General features: G+C 59.8%; 15 protein-coding genes. 5 read left to right on the forward strand and 10 right to left on the reverse strand.

Annotation, left to right across the window (positions count from 1 at the left end; genetic code table 11):
* Nucleotides 1-8 precede the first annotated feature (8 nt).
* The 4 genes from DES53_RS09980 to DES53_RS09995 form a co-directional block, all read right to left on the reverse strand.
* Nucleotides 9-989 (reverse strand): metallophosphoesterase, encoded by a 981-nt coding sequence (locus tag DES53_RS09980; RefSeq protein ID WP_113958077.1) that lies wholly within the window; start codon nucleotides 987-989, stop codon nucleotides 9-11.
* Between the two features lie 109 nt (nucleotides 990-1,098).
* The gene (locus DES53_RS09985) at nucleotides 1,099-1,506 is read right to left on the reverse strand and encodes a hypothetical protein (RefSeq protein WP_113958078.1); all 408 of its coding nucleotides are present in this window, start codon (nucleotides 1,504-1,506) and stop codon (nucleotides 1,099-1,101) included.
* A gap of 161 nt (nucleotides 1,507-1,667) precedes the next feature.
* Nucleotides 1,668-2,621, reverse strand: a complete 954-nt coding sequence (locus tag DES53_RS09990; protein ID WP_113958079.1) for a bifunctional riboflavin kinase/FAD synthetase — start codon at nucleotides 2,619-2,621, stop codon at nucleotides 1,668-1,670.
* Between the two features lie 120 nt (nucleotides 2,622-2,741).
* Nucleotides 2,742-3,008, reverse strand: coding sequence for a hypothetical protein (locus DES53_RS09995; RefSeq protein WP_113958080.1), 267 nt, complete (start codon nucleotides 3,006-3,008; stop codon nucleotides 2,742-2,744).
* Between the two features lie 88 nt (nucleotides 3,009-3,096).
* Here DES53_RS09995 and DES53_RS10000 point away from each other — a divergent pair, with 88 nt between their 5' ends.
* The 3 genes from DES53_RS10000 to DES53_RS10015 all read left to right on the forward strand — a co-directional run bounded on the left by DES53_RS10000 (nucleotide 3,097) and on the right by DES53_RS10015 (nucleotide 5,423).
* Nucleotides 3,097-3,732, forward strand: coding sequence for a hypothetical protein (locus DES53_RS10000; protein WP_113958081.1), 636 nt, complete (start codon nucleotides 3,097-3,099; stop codon nucleotides 3,730-3,732).
* A gap of 41 nt (nucleotides 3,733-3,773) precedes the next feature.
* A complete protein-coding gene (locus tag DES53_RS10005; protein ID WP_113958082.1) occupies nucleotides 3,774-4,220 on the forward strand; it encodes a hypothetical protein in 447 nt (148 codons plus the stop codon).
* A 765-nt stretch (nucleotides 4,221-4,985) separates the two neighbouring features.
* Nucleotides 4,986-5,423, forward strand: coding sequence for a hypothetical protein (locus tag DES53_RS10015; protein WP_113958084.1), 438 nt, complete (start codon nucleotides 4,986-4,988; stop codon nucleotides 5,421-5,423).
* A gap of 300 nt (nucleotides 5,424-5,723) precedes the next feature.
* Here the strand turns inward: DES53_RS10015 and truB are convergent, their stop codons facing one another.
* The 6 genes from truB to DES53_RS10045 all read right to left on the reverse strand — a co-directional run bounded on the left by truB (nucleotide 5,724) and on the right by DES53_RS10045 (nucleotide 12,738).
* Complete coding sequence (truB, locus tag DES53_RS10020; protein ID WP_245958130.1) at nucleotides 5,724-6,401, reverse strand: tRNA pseudouridine(55) synthase TruB; 678 nt, start codon at nucleotides 6,399-6,401, stop codon at nucleotides 5,724-5,726.
* 31 nt (nucleotides 6,402-6,432) lie between these two features.
* Nucleotides 6,433-7,413, reverse strand: a complete 981-nt coding sequence (locus DES53_RS10025; protein ID WP_113958086.1) for a DHH family phosphoesterase — start codon at nucleotides 7,411-7,413, stop codon at nucleotides 6,433-6,435.
* Nucleotides 7,414-7,621: 208 nt separating this feature from the next.
* A complete protein-coding gene (rbfA, locus tag DES53_RS10030) occupies nucleotides 7,622-8,047 on the reverse strand; it encodes a 30S ribosome-binding factor RbfA (protein WP_113958087.1) in 426 nt (141 codons plus the stop codon).
* A 217-nt stretch (nucleotides 8,048-8,264) separates the two neighbouring features.
* A complete protein-coding gene (infB, locus tag DES53_RS10035; protein ID WP_113958088.1) occupies nucleotides 8,265-10,562 on the reverse strand; it encodes a translation initiation factor IF-2 in 2,298 nt (765 codons plus the stop codon).
* A gap of 96 nt (nucleotides 10,563-10,658) precedes the next feature.
* Entirely contained in the window at nucleotides 10,659-11,921 is a 1,263-nt protein-coding gene (nusA, locus tag DES53_RS10040) for a transcription termination factor NusA (RefSeq protein ID WP_113958089.1), read from the reverse strand.
* A 196-nt stretch (nucleotides 11,922-12,117) separates the two neighbouring features.
* On the reverse strand, nucleotides 12,118-12,738 hold the full coding sequence (locus DES53_RS10045; RefSeq protein ID WP_113958090.1) for a hypothetical protein: 621 nt from the start codon (nucleotides 12,736-12,738) through the stop codon (nucleotides 12,118-12,120).
* 117 nt (nucleotides 12,739-12,855) lie between these two features.
* Between DES53_RS10045 and DES53_RS10050 the strand changes: the two genes are divergently transcribed.
* Together DES53_RS10050 and DES53_RS10055 are read left to right on the forward strand one after the other, a co-directional pair.
* Nucleotides 12,856-14,133 carry a glycosyltransferase family 2 protein gene (locus tag DES53_RS10050; RefSeq protein WP_211325496.1) on the forward strand — a complete coding sequence of 426 codons (1,278 nt, stop codon included), beginning with the start codon at nucleotides 12,856-12,858 and terminating at the stop codon, nucleotides 14,131-14,133.
* Complete coding sequence (locus DES53_RS10055; RefSeq protein ID WP_170156991.1) at nucleotides 14,117-14,884, forward strand: HAD-IA family hydrolase; 768 nt, start codon at nucleotides 14,117-14,119, stop codon at nucleotides 14,882-14,884. Before DES53_RS10050 ends, DES53_RS10055 begins: the two co-directional genes overlap by 17 nt.
* The last annotated feature ends 17 nt before the right edge of the window (nucleotides 14,885-14,901 follow it).

Below are 14,901 nucleotides of genomic sequence, written 5' to 3' on the forward strand. Positions count from 1 at the left end.
GGCGGACATCACACCTTCGCCAGCGCCCGTCTCAGCTCCGGACTGCGCAGCGTGATCTCCGTGACTTCCGGAGGACATTGCACGCGCAGGGGGACGCCCACGGTGCCGATGCCGCGATTCACGTAGAGGCGCACGGTGCCCACGTTGTAAGCACCGGCGAGGTACTTCTTCCCCCACTTCGCGCGGCGATGGATGGAAGGTTGCAGACCCATGAAGCGGACCTGGCCGCCATGCGTGTGGCCGGAAAGCTGGAGTGCATGCACTTTGGCTTCCGCAAGATCATCCGCCACATCCGGCTCGTGCATCATCATGACGAGGGGCTGATTCTCCCGCCACGAGTCCAGCGTGGAGCGCAGGTGTGGGCTGGAGACATAGCGTGAATCCATGCCAGCGAGATGGAGCACGCCCTTGTCTGTGTGGATGGCGCGGCACACATTGCGCAGCACCGGCATGCCCTTCTGCTCCAGGGCGTATACCACGTTCTCATGCCCGGATTGGAAATCGTGATTCCCCAGGGAGGCATACACACCATGGGGCGCCTTCAACTCAGAGAGTATCTCAGCGAGCTTCCCAGCGGGTCGTGCGTTGTACGTGACGAAGTCACCGGTCATCGCGACCAGGTCAGGCTGCAGGGAATTGCAAAGCCTGACCACGCGCGCGATCTGCCGGGCCGTGGTGTAGGGCTCCAGATGCAAGTCGCTGATTTGCGCGATGCGGAAGCCATCCATCTGAGGTGGGAGATTCGGCAACTCCACGGACACACGCACGATGCGAGGACCGGTTTCCTTCACCTGCTGACCGGGGCGGAGGTCGATGCTACCGGACTCGAATTCACCATCCTCGGCGCTGGCGGTGGATGCCCAACCCACGGCAAGCGTGGCGGCGGATTGACCGAGGAAACGGCGTCGCGAAAGCCACTGCCTCATGGGCAGGCCACTCTTGCGCGCCAGGGAACGTTCCGGCGTGGATTGGGGGGAGTTGGAGTGCAAAGTGCGATGTGGTCACCAAGCCACCCTGACGGTGGCAGAGGTACGGCAATGGAGACACTTTGACGAGCCGGACGTTCAATCCAGCTCGTGACCATGATGTCACATGAGCTTACCTGCGATGACGCCAGTCCATGTCGCTGTCTGGCAGATCGCGGTCTCCCTGATCATCTTCTTCCTCTGCGTCATGGGGTGCACCGGCATCGATACCGCGCATCAGGAGAATGCCATCCAGCTCCCGGCCTGCTTTCAGCATGCAGTGAACCGTGGCGGCCCGCACTTCATGGTTGCCGGGCCAGCGAAGCACCAGGTTCCTGCCGAGTTCCGCGCCCTCATCCCACCAGTGGAAATGCAGGCAGAGATTCATGCACGTTGCCATGTAGGGAAAAGTGGTGCGCAACTCCTTGGGCACGGATCGCAATTCCTCCCGCGCTTCATCGAGCATGCCGAGGGTGATGTAACCTTCGCACCGTTCCAGTGCGGAGTTCATATCGATGATTTCATCGGGTCCAATTGTCATCGCGACCTCCTTGGTTTTACTATTAGTTCGATCACGATACGGGTGATGGATGCTCACGGGCGATATGCATCACCTATCACGGTGATACATTTCATGCATCCACACGGCTGAAGGGCAGTGAGAAGCGATTGGGCTTCGAAAATTGGACGCGGCCTTGCAGCCTACATCCCTGCCAGCATGGCCCTGCCTGCCTCCACATCTCTGGCGATTTGGGCCTTCAACGCATCCAGCCCGGAGAACTTCTGCTCGTCACGGAGTTTTTCGATAGAGGCAACTTCGAACTGTGCACCGTAGCAGTCGCCGGTGAAGTCCAGGAGATGCACTTCCAATGAGCGCTCGCCTTGCGATTCCACGGTAGGTCGCACGCCGAGGTTGGCGACTCCGGGCAGCACATCCTTGGGTGCGGCGATGCCACCACCGCTGAGCCAACGCACGGTCACGGCGTAGACACCATTGGGAGGGAGTTCTTCATTCTCCATGGCGACGTTTGCAGTGGGGAATCCAAGCTGATTACCAAGATGCCGGCCATGCACCACCTCGCCCATCACGGTGTAGTCACGGCCCAGAAGCTGGCGGGCGCGTTTGAAGTCGCCACCTCGCACCGCCTCACGCACGAGCGTGCTGCTCACCACGGTGCCCTGCGCCTTCACCTCAGGCACGCCATACACGCCGAATCCGTGAAGTTGTCCCAGCTCCATGAGGTGGTGGATGTTTCCTCCCCTGCCCTTGCCAAAGCTCCACGTGTAGCCCACGGAAATGAATCCGAGTGGATTGCAGGCGCCGGTCAGGGCCTCGATGAATTGTTGCGCGTCCATCTTCGCGAAGTCCTCGTCAAAGGGACACACCAGCGTATGCGTGATGCCGAGGTCCTCGAGGATGCGCAGCTTGTGCCGGGTGCTGCACAGGAGACGTGGTGCGGCCTCAGGGCGCAGGACTTTGAGCGGATGCGGGTCGAAGGTCATCACCACCGCAGTGCCACCGTGTTTCTCCGTGTAGACCATGGCCTCGCGAATCACTTCCTGATGCCCGAGGTGTACGCCGTCAAACACACCGATGGCGAGTGCGAGTGGGCCGGGCAATTTGGCGAGGTCGTGAATGGAAGTGAGGTGATGCACGGGAGGCGGTGATGCGGTGCGACAGTAAGCGGTACGACGGTGAGACGAGGAAGGCCGTTACGGGTGGTCAGTAGTCAGTAGTTAGTAGGAGGTTGGGAGAAAGTCCACATACCGGGTGCACTATCTTGTGACGCACCAGGCCACGCCCGACCAACCGAGGATGGCCACGAGGCTCAGCCATACCAGGGAGAGGCGCGAGTAGAAGACGAGGAATGCGCATGTCGCCGCGAGGAAGCTTGAGGTCATGACCAGAAGCATGCTTGGCCCGAGGGTTTCCGGGTACTTCTCACCCACGGACTTCCAGAACTGGAACACGCCAAAGCCGACTCCAAAGAGGACACCGAACACTGCGAGCAGGCGCATGGTGGGTTCGATGGTGGATTTCATGCGGGATGGTTGCGGGAGAGGCTACGGCTTCTTAAAGCGGGAGTCCAATGAACTCACGAGGATGGGTGGCCAGGAGAGGACGCACTGAATGATGACCAAATTCACTCCCATTTCACGCGAGCTTCATAAGGACTTCACAGCTTCTTGGGACACTGCGCTCATGACCAAGAAGAGCCTCCTTCCTGTCCTGCTCGTGCCTACGTGCATCTTATCGATTCCCGCAGCGGCGATGTTGTTCCGGGTGGAAGGGTGGGCTTGGGGTGTGGCCGATTTCATCGTGATGTGGGTGCTCATTGCCAGCGTGATCCTCACGTACAAGCTGGTGACAAGGAAGGCGGCGGGAGGAAGCTACCGGTCCGCCACGGGTGTGGCCCTGTTTGCGGGCCTTGCGCTTGTCTGGGTGAATGGGGCGGTGGGGCTCATCGGGAGTGGGGAGAATCCGGCGAACCTTCTCTATGCCGGTGTACTTGCCATTGGTGTGATTGGGGCGGTGAAGGCGCGGTTTGAACCTCTGGGTATGGGCTGGACGTTGTTCGTGATGACGTTTGCGCAGCTTCTCGTTCCCTTCGTGGCTCTGATGGTAAGGCCCGGCGATTTCAGCCCTGGGGTGCTGCCGGTGCTTGGACTGAACGGGGTCTTTGTGTTGCTGTTTGCGGGTTCCGCGTTGCTGTTCTGGAGGGCGGCAAGAAAGGGTGACTGTACCCGAACGAAAATGGTCGCATGAGCTGTCCATACAGAACGAATGGATGCGAAAGGACAGGCCCTATGATGCTTGGTGATGCTGCCACTTCTATCTGCGTCGGCGACATCGTCTATGAGGCCACGATGAGAGCGAACCACAGCATCGAGAGTGCGCGAGATGAATTCAAACGCAGTGTAAATCCAGACGAGTTGCGTTCTTGGGTATTGGCGCAATTCAGGAAGCATCCCGGAGGCGGATGCATCGAAGAAGCCGTACACGACTGGCCCGAGACTTTTCCTCAACTACCAACGAGGCGCTTTCTTTTGAGCCTCTATCCCTCTAGCAAGCCACACGGCTTTGAGCCCCGACTGGAAGCACGTTTGAGATGGGGCTTTTTCGACCAGAACCTGACGGTGACGGTTCTACTGAAATCCGACGGTACGCCTGCGGATGTGGAGGATGAGGAGTGGCTACCCACTGCTCAGAAGTGGGCCAAGGGAATTTCATTCCGCCAGCCCCACAACGATTGAGCACCTCAAAAGTATGCCGTGAACCACTCCCTGCACGCTCATCAATACCTCCCACAGCTTGGAAACAGCAATGGCCCGGGCTCGAAAAGAAGCGGATTCGGCTGCCTGGTAGCAGTGTTGGTTTGTGCGGCACCAGTCATTTGGATGGCCTCTATGCTCATATGGCCATCTTACCAAGCGAACCGGGCTCGCGATGAATTTAAGAGCACCGTGAATCCCGATGAGCTGCGTGCGTGGGCGCTGTTCCAACTGAGCAGGCATCCCGAAAGTGATTACGTCAGAGATGCCGCAAAGGAGTGGCCGGCGAATTTCCCACATTTCCGCGCGGACAGCTTCCACCAGTTTCTACATCACGCGAATGAGAGTGAGGGACCCAACGGCAGGAGAGGCGTCATATTGGCGTGGAGCTTTCGCAACCAAGACCTGACGATCGCAGTTTGGCTCAATCCCGATGGACGGCCGCCGAGATAGGAGATGATCCAAGGCTGTGGTCAAAGGGAATCATCATCAGGCGGTCCATCTGGCAGTGAGCATTTCCAAGTTTTTACATAGAATCGAGTACGATACTGCAGTGAGAGGCGGGTAGGAAAACCCGCCAAACGCTGTCCGGTCAGGAGACCGACTTCCTGTGCACGCTCCGCCTTCGACTGCCAGGCTTTTCAACCTTGTGCACCAATGTGTCTCCTGATATCCCTGTAGCCACCCGCACGTTTTTTAACCAGCATGCGGCATTCAGGAAGTCACCTCATCTCACTCCCTCTGCAAATGAAATTAAACGCCTGCGTGTCGTTCCTGTGCGGGTGCTTTGTCACCCTTGTCGCCTGGTTTGGTTTCATCCATCTGCCACTAGCGAAAAGAAATGCGGACATTTTCGGTCACTGGGAAGGTCCGGCTGGCGGAATTTGGTTTGACGCGTCGGGCCGGTACTTCCAGTTGGATATCATGCATACGTTCTTTTATGGTCATTGGACGAGCAAGAGCAGCGACACGTGCCATCTACAATTCTACGACCTTCTAGGAGAGAAGCCTGTCACAGACCGCGTCGATATGCAGGGCACCGTCACCTTGGAGAGCAGCGGTTCGAATCCAGTAGCGGTGATTACCATACCTGATGGCACGACGCTCAGGTTCACCTATGCAGGTCCTCCGAGCGATGATATGAGCGGAATAGATACCTCCATGAAGGAACTTCAGGATCAATGAGGATGACCTGTGAGCAGCCGAAAATGTGATACTGCACCAAGGCCCGACGCATCGCCTTGGGATGGAGTGGACTCACATGTCTCACGTTTTGCTCCATGAGAGCAAAGCACATCAGGACAAGAGCACTCCCCTTTTTCGTTCTCTTGCGCCTATTCTCTCAAGCGGGCACCAAGCGATGCCGCAGACCCACTGACTCGCGAAGGGAATCCTCCTTCGTCGGGCTTCGCTAACGCGAGCCATGTTGAATGCGGCACGACTCCACCACCGCACCACTTACCGCTCACCGCCGCACCGGACAAACTACACCCCGCGCAGCTTCGACACATCATACAGCGAGTACATGCTGCTGATGACCTCTTCGCGGCGACCTTCCTTCAAAGCATCGAAGGTGGTGAACTTGCCGGGGACGAAGGTGAAGTGGCCGGAGCGGGTGCGGCGGAGGGCGCTCAGATGGGCGCCACAGCCGAGACGCTGGCCGAGGTCATGCGCGTAGGTGCGGACGTAGAAGCCTTTGCTGCAGGTGACCTTGAAATCGATCTCGGGCAGGGCGAAGCGGCTGATCTCGTAGTTGAACACATGCACGAGGCGCGGCTCGCGCTCCACTTCCTGACCTTTTCGGGCGAGCTTGTAGAGGGGCACACCGTCTTTCTTGATGGCGCTGACCATCGGAGGCGTTTGGTAGAAGTCCCCCATCTGCACATCAAACGCGGCGCGGACCTGGGCCTCCGTGAGGTCGGCAGGAACTTCCTTCGTTTCCAAGGGTTCGCCTTCCTTGTCCTGCGTGCTGGTGGTGGTGCCAAGCGTCGCGGTGCCGAGGTACTCCTTGTCCTCGCTCATGAGCAGGTCCTGGATGCGGGTGGCACTGCCGATCACGAGGATGAGCATGCCGGTGGCCATGGGGTCGAGAGTACCGCAGTGGCCAATCTTGCGTGTATTGAGACAACGACGTGCGACCGCCACCACATCGTGGGAGGTCATGTCCGGGCTTTTGTCGACAAGGAGGACGCCGTTAACTGAGTCGTTTGATTTCATTTTGCAGGGAGTCAAAGAAGCGTGCCTCGGCTGTGGCAATGGGGCCGGGCATGCGGGCGCCGGCAGCCATCCGGTGGCCGCCTCCGCCAAATTCAGCACATACTTTCGACACATCGAGACGGGGATCCTTGCTGCGGGCGCTGATGCGGATCTTGCCGTCGGGCATGTCTTCAAAAATCACGGCGGCGATGACGCCTTCGATGGTGCGCAGGGAGTCGATGAGCCCCTCGGTATCGCCGGGCTCCATCTGCACCGCCTTCTGCGTCTCCATCGTGAGCGCCCAGCTCGCGATGCGTCCGTCGCACGTGAGTTGCATCTCATTGAGCAGCGCCTTCAGCAGTAGCGTGCGGCGCAGGGGGTGGCTCTGGTAGAGGCTGCGGGCGAGCTCGGCGGTGTCCAGCCCCTGCTCCATCATCTCCGCCACGATGCGATGCGTGCGCGGTGACGTATTATCATACTGAAAGGAGCCGGTGTCCGTGCTGATCGCAGCGAAGAGATTCTGCCGGATGCCATCATCCATGGGGAACCCATGGTGTGAGAGAAGCTCATACACAATCTCACCCGTGGCGGGATAGCTGATGTCGATGAAATTGAGGTGCCCGTACTGCGGGTTGGTGCCGTGGTGGTCGATGTTCACCAGCAGGGGTGCCTTCCCCATGCAGCCATTCACACGGTCACCGAGGCGGGGCTTCGTGGCGGTATCGAGCGCCACAGCCACATCGATGTCCAGCGCCTGGCCATCCGCACGCTGGATGAGCTCCGTGCCCGGGAGAAACGTCAGATTCCCCGGCACCTCATCTTCACTGATGATGTGCACCGTCTTCCCTGCGAGTGCGAGGCTACGACCCAGTGCCACGATAGAGCCGATGGAGTCCCCATCTGGCCGCACGTGGGAGGCGACGGCGATGGTCTTCGCGTCGCGGAGCGTGGTGGCGATGGTGGAGAGGGAGTCGGACATGGCAGGTGCGACGGTTGGGAAGGTGGTACTGGGTGTGTTTTCGTGCAGGGTGTTCAACACAGAGACACAGAGACGCAGAGGAACTTCGGAGACTGAAACAGGGGTGATCAATGGCCAGATCGTGATGGATGACGTGTTGCTTCGGTTTGGCGCATGGACTGACTACTGACTGACCGTCCTACCGCTTACCGTCGCACCGCTCACCGTCCTACCGCTTCCCATCCTCCCGCGCATCTTCCCCTTCCTCCCCGTCACCATCACCTTCACCCTCCTCCACCACCGGCTCTTCATCTGGCAGTGGTTCAGGCAGGTTTTCGATGATGTTCAGCACGCGCACGCCGCGCTCGATGGAGTCGGTCGCCTTGAAGTGGAGCTGGGGTGAGTTTTTCAGGGTGACTCGCTTGTACAGCTCGCGCGAGATGATGGAGCGGCTGCTGTGGAGCTTCTTGATGATGTCCTCATGCGGCATGGAATCGCCCAGGATGCTCACGTGAATGTTCGCATGCTTCAGGTCCGTGGTGATTTCCACGTCATGAATGGTGACGAAGCATCCCTTGAAGGTGAGGTTGCGGTCCAGGATGGGGCCGAGCTCACGCTTGATGAGTTCGGTGACGCGCTTGAGGCGGTGGTTCATGGCGGTGGTGAGTCAGGGAGAAAAATGGCTGAGTAATCAGTGGGTCAGTAAACAGAATTCAGCGGAGAACCGTAGGAAGCAGCGACGTAAGAGGCTCATTGGAACAACCTGTCGCCGTTCCAAGAGATGGAAAGCGACACTGTTCACTGCTTACTGAATACTGATCACTGTTTACTTGAGCGGGAGCATCACCCTGTGAGCGAGCCCCCACACCACCTCACAGCGTCTGTTGGAATTTCTCCAACTCGTAGACCTCGATGACGTCATCCTCCTGGTACTCGCGATAGCCAGCAAGGCGGATACCGCACTCGAGACCATTGCGGACTTCGGGAACTTCGTCCTGGAAGCGGCGCAGGGTGTCCATGGCGCCATCGTACACCGGAGTGGTGCCTCGCAGCACGCGGGCGCGGGCCTTGCGGTCCACGCGGCCATCGGTGACCACGCAGCCAGCCACGATACCGCGGCTCAGCTTGAAGACCTGCTTCACACGAGCGTGGCCAATGACCTTCTCGCGCGTTTCCGGATCCAGCAGGCCGAGCATGGCCTCCTTCATCTGGTCGAGCAGTTCGTAGATGATGGAGAAGAGCTTCACCTGCACACCTTCGCGCTTGGCGATGGAGACGGCGGTGTTTTCCACCTTCACATTGAAGCCCACCACAACGGCGTCCGAAGCACTGGCGAGGAGGATGTCACCCTCGGAGATGGGACCGGCAGCTCCATGCAGCACCTTGACCTCCACCTTGTCGCTCTTGATTTCCTTGAGCGCCTTGATGATGGCTTCCAGTGAGCCCTGCACATCCGTCTTGAGGACGATGTTGAGATTCTTCTTCGCGCCTTCTTCGATGTTGGCAAAGAGGGTCTCCAGCGTGCTGCGACGGGGAGCGGCGAGCTTCTTCTGGCGGATTTCCTCCTGCCGTTCTTCGCTCAGGCGCTTCGCGCTGCGCTCATTGTCCATCTCCACGATCTCATCGCCCACATTGGGCATGCCGCTGAAGCCGATGACTTCCGCCGGCATACCGGGGAGCACGGCCTTGATGGGCTTGCCAAAATCGTTGATGAGGTTCTTCACCTTGCCCCAGTACGGGCCGCAGATGAAGGGCTCGCCGACTTTGAGCGTGCCGTTCTGCACAATGGCGGTCGCGGTAGGTCCACGACCCGGGTCCATGCGGGACTCGATGACGGTGGCACGCATGGGCGCCTTGGGATTCGCACGCAGGTCGAGCACTTCTGCCTGCAGGGACATGGTCTCAAGGAGATTGTCCAGGCCGATGCCCTTCGTGGCGGAGACTTCCAGCACTTCCGTATCACCACCCCACTCCACCGGCATGAGGCCATGCTCCTGAAGCTGCTGCTTCACGCGCATGGGGTTGGCGGCAGGCAGGTCGACCTTGTTGATGGCCACCATGATGGTGACCTTCGCGGCCTTCGCGTGGTTCATCGCCTCGATGGTCTGCGGCATGAAGCCGTCATCCGCAGCGATGACGAGCACCACAATGTCCGTGATGTCCGCACCACGGGCGCGCATCTCGGAGAATGCGGCGTGACCAGGAGTATCGATAAACGTAATCGGGCGGTCGTTGTAGAATACGCTGTATGCACCGATGTGCTGCGTGATGCCGCCCGCCTCGCCCTTGACGACGCTCGACTTGCGCACGGCGTCCATGAGGGAAGTTTTTCCATGGTCGACGTGACCCATGAAGGTGATGATGGGAGCACGAAGTTCGAAGACGTCCTTCTCCTCTTCCTTCGGCGGCTCCGGTGGCGGGGGTTCGACAATCTTCTCCTCCACCTTGTGCACGCCGGCACCCTTTTCGCGCTTCTCCTTTTCAAAGGTGAAGCCGTGCAACTCGCACACCTTCGAAGCGATTTCCGGTTCCACGGCAGTATCCGCCTTGGCAAACACCTGGAAACCCATCAGATCCTTGATGATGTTGAAGGTCTTCAAGCCCATGCGCTCCGCGAGGTCGCGCACAATGATGGGCGGCTTGAGGTGGATGACCTTGGGGTCGCTGGCCTCTTCCACGGCCACTGGAGTGAGCTGGGGGGCGGGAGCGGGAGCGGGGGCTGGCTTCGGAGCAGCCACCGGCACGGGGCGCGGCTTGGGCTCCTCTTCCCGCAGCAGGGAAATGGGGGGCAAAATGCTGGAGGCCGGAGCTGGGGCAGGCGCAGCAGCAGCTTCCTCACGGCGGGTGCGGCGGGCTTCAGCCTTGCGTTCCTCTTCGTCGAAGAGGTTCAGCGCCTCGGCCTTCACCTGGTCCAGCGTCTTCTTGGGAGGAGCGGCGGGTGCGGGCGCAGCCTTGGCGGCGGGCGCGGGCTTCGCGGCAGGCTTGGCCCCCAGAGGCGTGAAGGCGGAGCCGGTCTTCAGCTCGCCCGTACGCTTCTTCTTGGCTCCAGCCTCATCGATCAGTGAGACGGTTGCCTTCTTGGTCGTCTTCTCCGCGGACGGGGCTGCAGGCTCCTCACCGGGGGAAGAGCTGCGTTTGGTTGTCTTGGAGGTCGGGGGCTTGGTTGCCATGCGGGAAGATTCGAGTTCGGGCAGCAGAGGGAAATTGGCTGGGTGCTTCTTAGCTCAGGAATGTGAAAAACGAAAACGCGGGATGATGGCGAATGCTTAGGCTACGGACGCAGGAGATTTCCAGGCCGCATACTTGTCCAAAATGGCTTGAGCGCGCTCGGTGTCGCCGTCGAAGGCGGGTGCGATGTCTTCGACACCGGCTTCGCCAAGGATGGTGAGCTCCGTGATGCCTTCGGCGGCGAGCTTGGCGGCCTCCTCCTCGGTGATGCCGAGCGCCTCCACCAGCTGGTGGGCCGCTCCGCCCATGTGTCCTTCGAACACCTTCTTCGCATGTTCGTCCTTCTCGATCACCAGATCATACCCGATGAGACGGGAGGTGAGGCGGGCGTTCTGTCCCTTGCGGCCGATGGCCTTGGAGAGGTCTTCCTCGCTCACCGTGAGGTGCACGCGCTTATTCGCCTCATCCACGCCGATGGAGAGAATCTTGATGGGCTTGAGCGCCTCCTTCGTGAACTCGGCCACGTCCTTGTTCCAGTGGATGATGTCCACCTTCTCGTTGTTCAGTTCGCGGACGATGTTCTTCACGCGGGCTCCACGGAGACCAACGCAGGCACCCACGGGGTCCACCTTCTCATCTGCGCTGAAGACAGCCACTTTCGTGCGGTAGCCAGCCTCGCGGGCGATGCTGACGATTTCCACCGTGCGGTCGGAGATCTCGCTGACTTCAAATTCGAAGAGACGGCGGACAAAATTCGGATGACTGCGGGAGAGGATGATCTCAGGTCCACGGGAGGTGCTCTTCTCCACGGCCTTCACGTAGAAGCGCATGCGGTCGCCAACGGTGTAGTCCTCCGTGGGCACGCGCTCGCGGCCGGTCATGACGCCCTCAAACTTGCCGAGGTCCACGATCACGTCCGACTTGTCGAAACGGCGGATGGTGCCACTGACGACATCGCCCGTCCGGTCCTTGAATTCTTCGTAGAGATTCGCCTTCTCCGCTTCGCGCAGGCGCTGCATCCAGGTCTGCTTCGCCGTCTGGGCGGCGATACGGCCGAAGTCCTTGGGCGTGACCTCCACGTCCACTTCATCCCCCGGCTGGGCGTCGGGCTTCAGCTTGCGCGCATGCTTCACCGCGAGCTGCTCAAAGGGGTTTTCCACGTTCTCAGAGACGAGGAGCTTGGCAAACGCCTTGATCGTGCCCTTGTCAGGATCGATCTCGATCCTCAGTTCCCGGGCGGGACCGATGCTCTTTTTGGACGCGGCCAGAAGCGCGCTTTGAAGGGCCTCAACCATTTTGCTGCGGTCGATGCCTTTCTCCTTCTGGTAGTATTCAAACAGGGCTTTAAGTTCGCTGACCATGGCTGTGAGGGGAAAGAGGAAACGGAAAGACCTCCCCAGACGAAAAAAAGAGCGGGACTAGTCCCACTCTCGCTCTGGAGAATTGAATCTCGAGTTTTTCGCCCCGGAAGGAAAGGTGAAGGTATCTGAAAGAATAGAACTGGCAAGCAGTTTTATCCCCGGTAAAGGAAAACGAAGGGAGCAGGGACTTCCGGGGCTAGATCGTTCTTTTTTCGGAGGTTGTGACGGGTGTGAACGGCGCGGTTGCAGCGTCTCCAAAGGACCTCACACGCCGCCTGGTGTAGAAGCAAGCGCCCGTCAATCCCAGCAGCGCACCGAGGTAGCTGCCATTGTGAATGCAGGCCGCCCGGATGAAGCCCGGCACGTCCCGCACCCCGTAGCTGCGGGCAAAGTCCATCCACGACCCGGTGCTCGGGTCAGTTCCCTGGCGGGTCTCCCACCACCCCACCCCGGCCCCTGCCATACCCGCCAGAACAACCACCCCGAACAGCATCCCAAACCCCTGCCAGCAACACCGCACCGCCTCCTCACGCCGGACATGTGGCACCGTCAGGCGCGCCAAGAACCACCCGGCAATGAATCCCACCCACCAGGTGGCCATGAAACCTATTTGCCCCGCATACACCCGCTCTGGCCAGCCGAAGTCCATGTAGCGAAATTGCTCCGCCTTGAACTCGGTGAAGTATTCCGGGGAGATGGTGTAGGTGATCTGGTCGTGCACGATGCCGTAGACTCCCGCTACTATCGCACCCTGCACACCGAGCCTCATCATTAGTGGCAGGTGGGTAAGCTTCAAGCGAGGGTAGAGGAGCGACATGAGGTGATGTGGACCTGAGTTGGCAGCAAGCAGGTAGGCAGAGATAGAAGATGAAACCCGTGCGCCGATGGTCTAGCAACAGAAAGCGCCACCACAGACTACCGGCCATTCCCTTCCATGCCAGAAACCTCCGCCCCACACGAGATGCCGCTCGCGGTCAAATGGTTTGTGGACGATCCGAAGCCACGGGTAAGGGCCCTGTCACCTCATGAAGTGCTGGTCCGGGGGTGGATGTTTGCCCTCGACGGCAGCCCCATGCATGGCGTAGTCCGCATCGCTGAAATGCCGGACGTTGCCTTCACACAAACGACGAATCGCGATGATGTGGTGACGCATTTCCGAGGACAGCATGAGGTCCCCACTCAGTGCGGCTTTCAGCTGCAGGTGCCACTGCCTGCCAGCAACAGCACCGAGGTGGAACTCACCCTTCTTGTCGCAATCAAAGGCAGCGAAAACTTCTCACCGCCCACCACCGTCCGCATCCGTCGCATGTCAGCACTCCCCTGGCCCGCGCCCCCCTTGCGCTCTACGGTCATCTCGCATTTCTACAACGAGGAATACCTCCTCCCTCTCTGGCTGCGCCATCATCTGCCGCTGTTCGACCACGGCATTCTCATCAATCGCGGTTCCACAGATCGCTCGGTGGAAATCTGCCGTGAACTCGCGCCTCACTGGGAGGTGCGGAATGCGACCTGCCCCGAGTTCGATGCAGAGGAGGTGGACAAGGAGGTGATGGCAGTGGAACGGGAGATCACCGGCTGGAAATTTGCCCTGAATACCACGGAGTTTCTTCACGTGCACTCCAGGGACTCCTTCTACGCTGCACTGCACCTCTGGAGCGGCCAGGCGTACGCCATAGGCATGGCCTACTTGATGGACCCGAAGGAGGCCGCATATCCCGAGTTCGACACGAGCAGACCGATTGCGGCACAGAGACATCACGGCTGGCTCCGGCCAGTCTTTGGCTATCGCTACATCCACCGGTTCGAGGATGGAAACTACACCGTGGGACGTCACCTGACCCTGCATCCCACCGATGTCGTCCCCCTAGAGGCTGCGGTCCTGCTCAAGCTGTTTCTCACTCCGTGGAATGAACCTTTCAAGCGCCGCCGGCTGCAGATACGCCCGACCCTTTCCCAGAAGAGCATTGCCCTGGGACAGGGGTCGCGCCACCACGTGGCCACAGAGGGAGAGCTGGAGGATTACTACCATTCAAAAATCGCCCACTCGAGCGACCTGCGCAGAGAGCCGCGGCTGCAGTGGTTGTTTGCGCCCAACCAGCCGAACCATCGGCGCCAGGTCGTCGATGCGTGGCGCGAACTCCTCAGGACCATCATCACCGCTTGCTCTCACGCCCTGGGACGGCGAAAGCGCCCGGATGACAGTTCCCGGTGATCCACATCCCAAGCTGCGCGCCATCTTCTTGGATGCTGCAGGCACCTTGTTTCACCTGCATGAACCGGTGGGCGATACCTATGCACGCATCGCGGCGAAGCATGGGGTGGCAGCAGAGCCTCGTGCCCTGGAAAAAGCCTTCCGCTCCGCGTGGAAAGCAGTCCCCTCGCCGGTGCATCCTGAAGGTGTGCCGCCTATGGACGATGATCGCTCCTGGTGGCATGAAGTCGTGCGACTCACCTTCTCCCACGGAGCTGCCCCGACCAATTCCGGAGCGATTCCCCAGGAAGTGTTCGAGCCGATGTTTGCAGACATGTATGCGCACTTCGCGAACGCCGACGCGTGGCAGCTCTATGAGGACACTCTTCCCGCACTGGAACTCCTGCGTGCTCATTCTCACAATGGCCCCCACCTGCGTCTCTTCGTCCTCTCGAACTTCGACCGCCGTCTGCATCCCATCTTGAGTGGCCTTGGCATCGCGCACTTCTTTGAGCAGGTGCTGCTCTCCAGCGACGTCGGCGCCAGCAAGCCGCACGCACGCATGTTCCAAGCAGCCCTGACCGCTGCCAACGTCGCAGCCTCGCAATGCCTTCACCTTGGTGACGATGAACGCTGCGACTTCGAAGGAGCTCACGCCGCCGGCATGCACGCCTTCCTGGTCGCTCGTCCCGAAGTGACACTGCTGACACTCGCGGAAAAAGTCCTTCAGGACGAATTCCCGCTTGCACCTTCTGCCAAAACGCCTACCTAACTCTCCCCTCAAAAAAA

The organism is Roseimicrobium gellanilyticum, from assembly GCF_003315205.1.
Taxonomy (GTDB): Bacteria; Verrucomicrobiota; Verrucomicrobiia; order Verrucomicrobiales; family Verrucomicrobiaceae; genus Roseimicrobium; species Roseimicrobium gellanilyticum.

Bases quoted from the DNA above. Each gene is read 5' to 3' on its own strand.
- DES53_RS09995 (WP_113958080.1), bottom strand. From the start codon at position 3,008: ATGAAATCCACCATCGAACCCACCATGCGCCTGCTCGCAGTGTTCGGT.
- DES53_RS10055 (WP_170156991.1), top strand. From the start codon at position 14,117: ATGACAGTTCCCGGTGATCCACATCCCAAGCTGCGCGCCATCTTCTTG.
- DES53_RS10005 (WP_113958082.1), top strand. From the start codon at position 3,774: ATGATGCTTGGTGATGCTGCCACTTCTATCTGCGTCGGCGACATCGTC.
- nusA (WP_113958089.1), bottom strand. From the start codon at position 11,921: ATGGTCAGCGAACTTAAAGCCCTGTTTGAATACTACCAGAAGGAGAAA.
- DES53_RS10015 (WP_113958084.1), top strand. From the start codon at position 4,986: ATGAAATTAAACGCCTGCGTGTCGTTCCTGTGCGGGTGCTTTGTCACC.
- DES53_RS10000 (WP_113958081.1), top strand. From the start codon at position 3,097: ATGATGACCAAATTCACTCCCATTTCACGCGAGCTTCATAAGGACTTC.
- DES53_RS10050 (WP_211325496.1), top strand. From the start codon at position 12,856: ATGCCAGAAACCTCCGCCCCACACGAGATGCCGCTCGCGGTCAAATGG.
- rbfA (WP_113958087.1), bottom strand. From the start codon at position 8,047: ATGAACCACCGCCTCAAGCGCGTCACCGAACTCATCAAGCGTGAGCTC.
- infB (WP_113958088.1), bottom strand. From the start codon at position 10,562: ATGGCAACCAAGCCCCCGACCTCCAAGACAACCAAACGCAGCTCTTCC.
- DES53_RS10025 (WP_113958086.1), bottom strand. From the start codon at position 7,413: ATGTCCGACTCCCTCTCCACCATCGCCACCACGCTCCGCGACGCGAAG.
- truB (WP_245958130.1), bottom strand. From the start codon at position 6,401: ATGACCTCCCACGATGTGGTGGCGGTCGCACGTCGTTGTCTCAATACA.
- DES53_RS09985 (WP_113958078.1), bottom strand. From the start codon at position 1,506: ATGACAATTGGACCCGATGAAATCATCGATATGAACTCCGCACTGGAA.
- DES53_RS10045 (WP_113958090.1), bottom strand. From the start codon at position 12,738: ATGTCGCTCCTCTACCCTCGCTTGAAGCTTACCCACCTGCCACTAATG.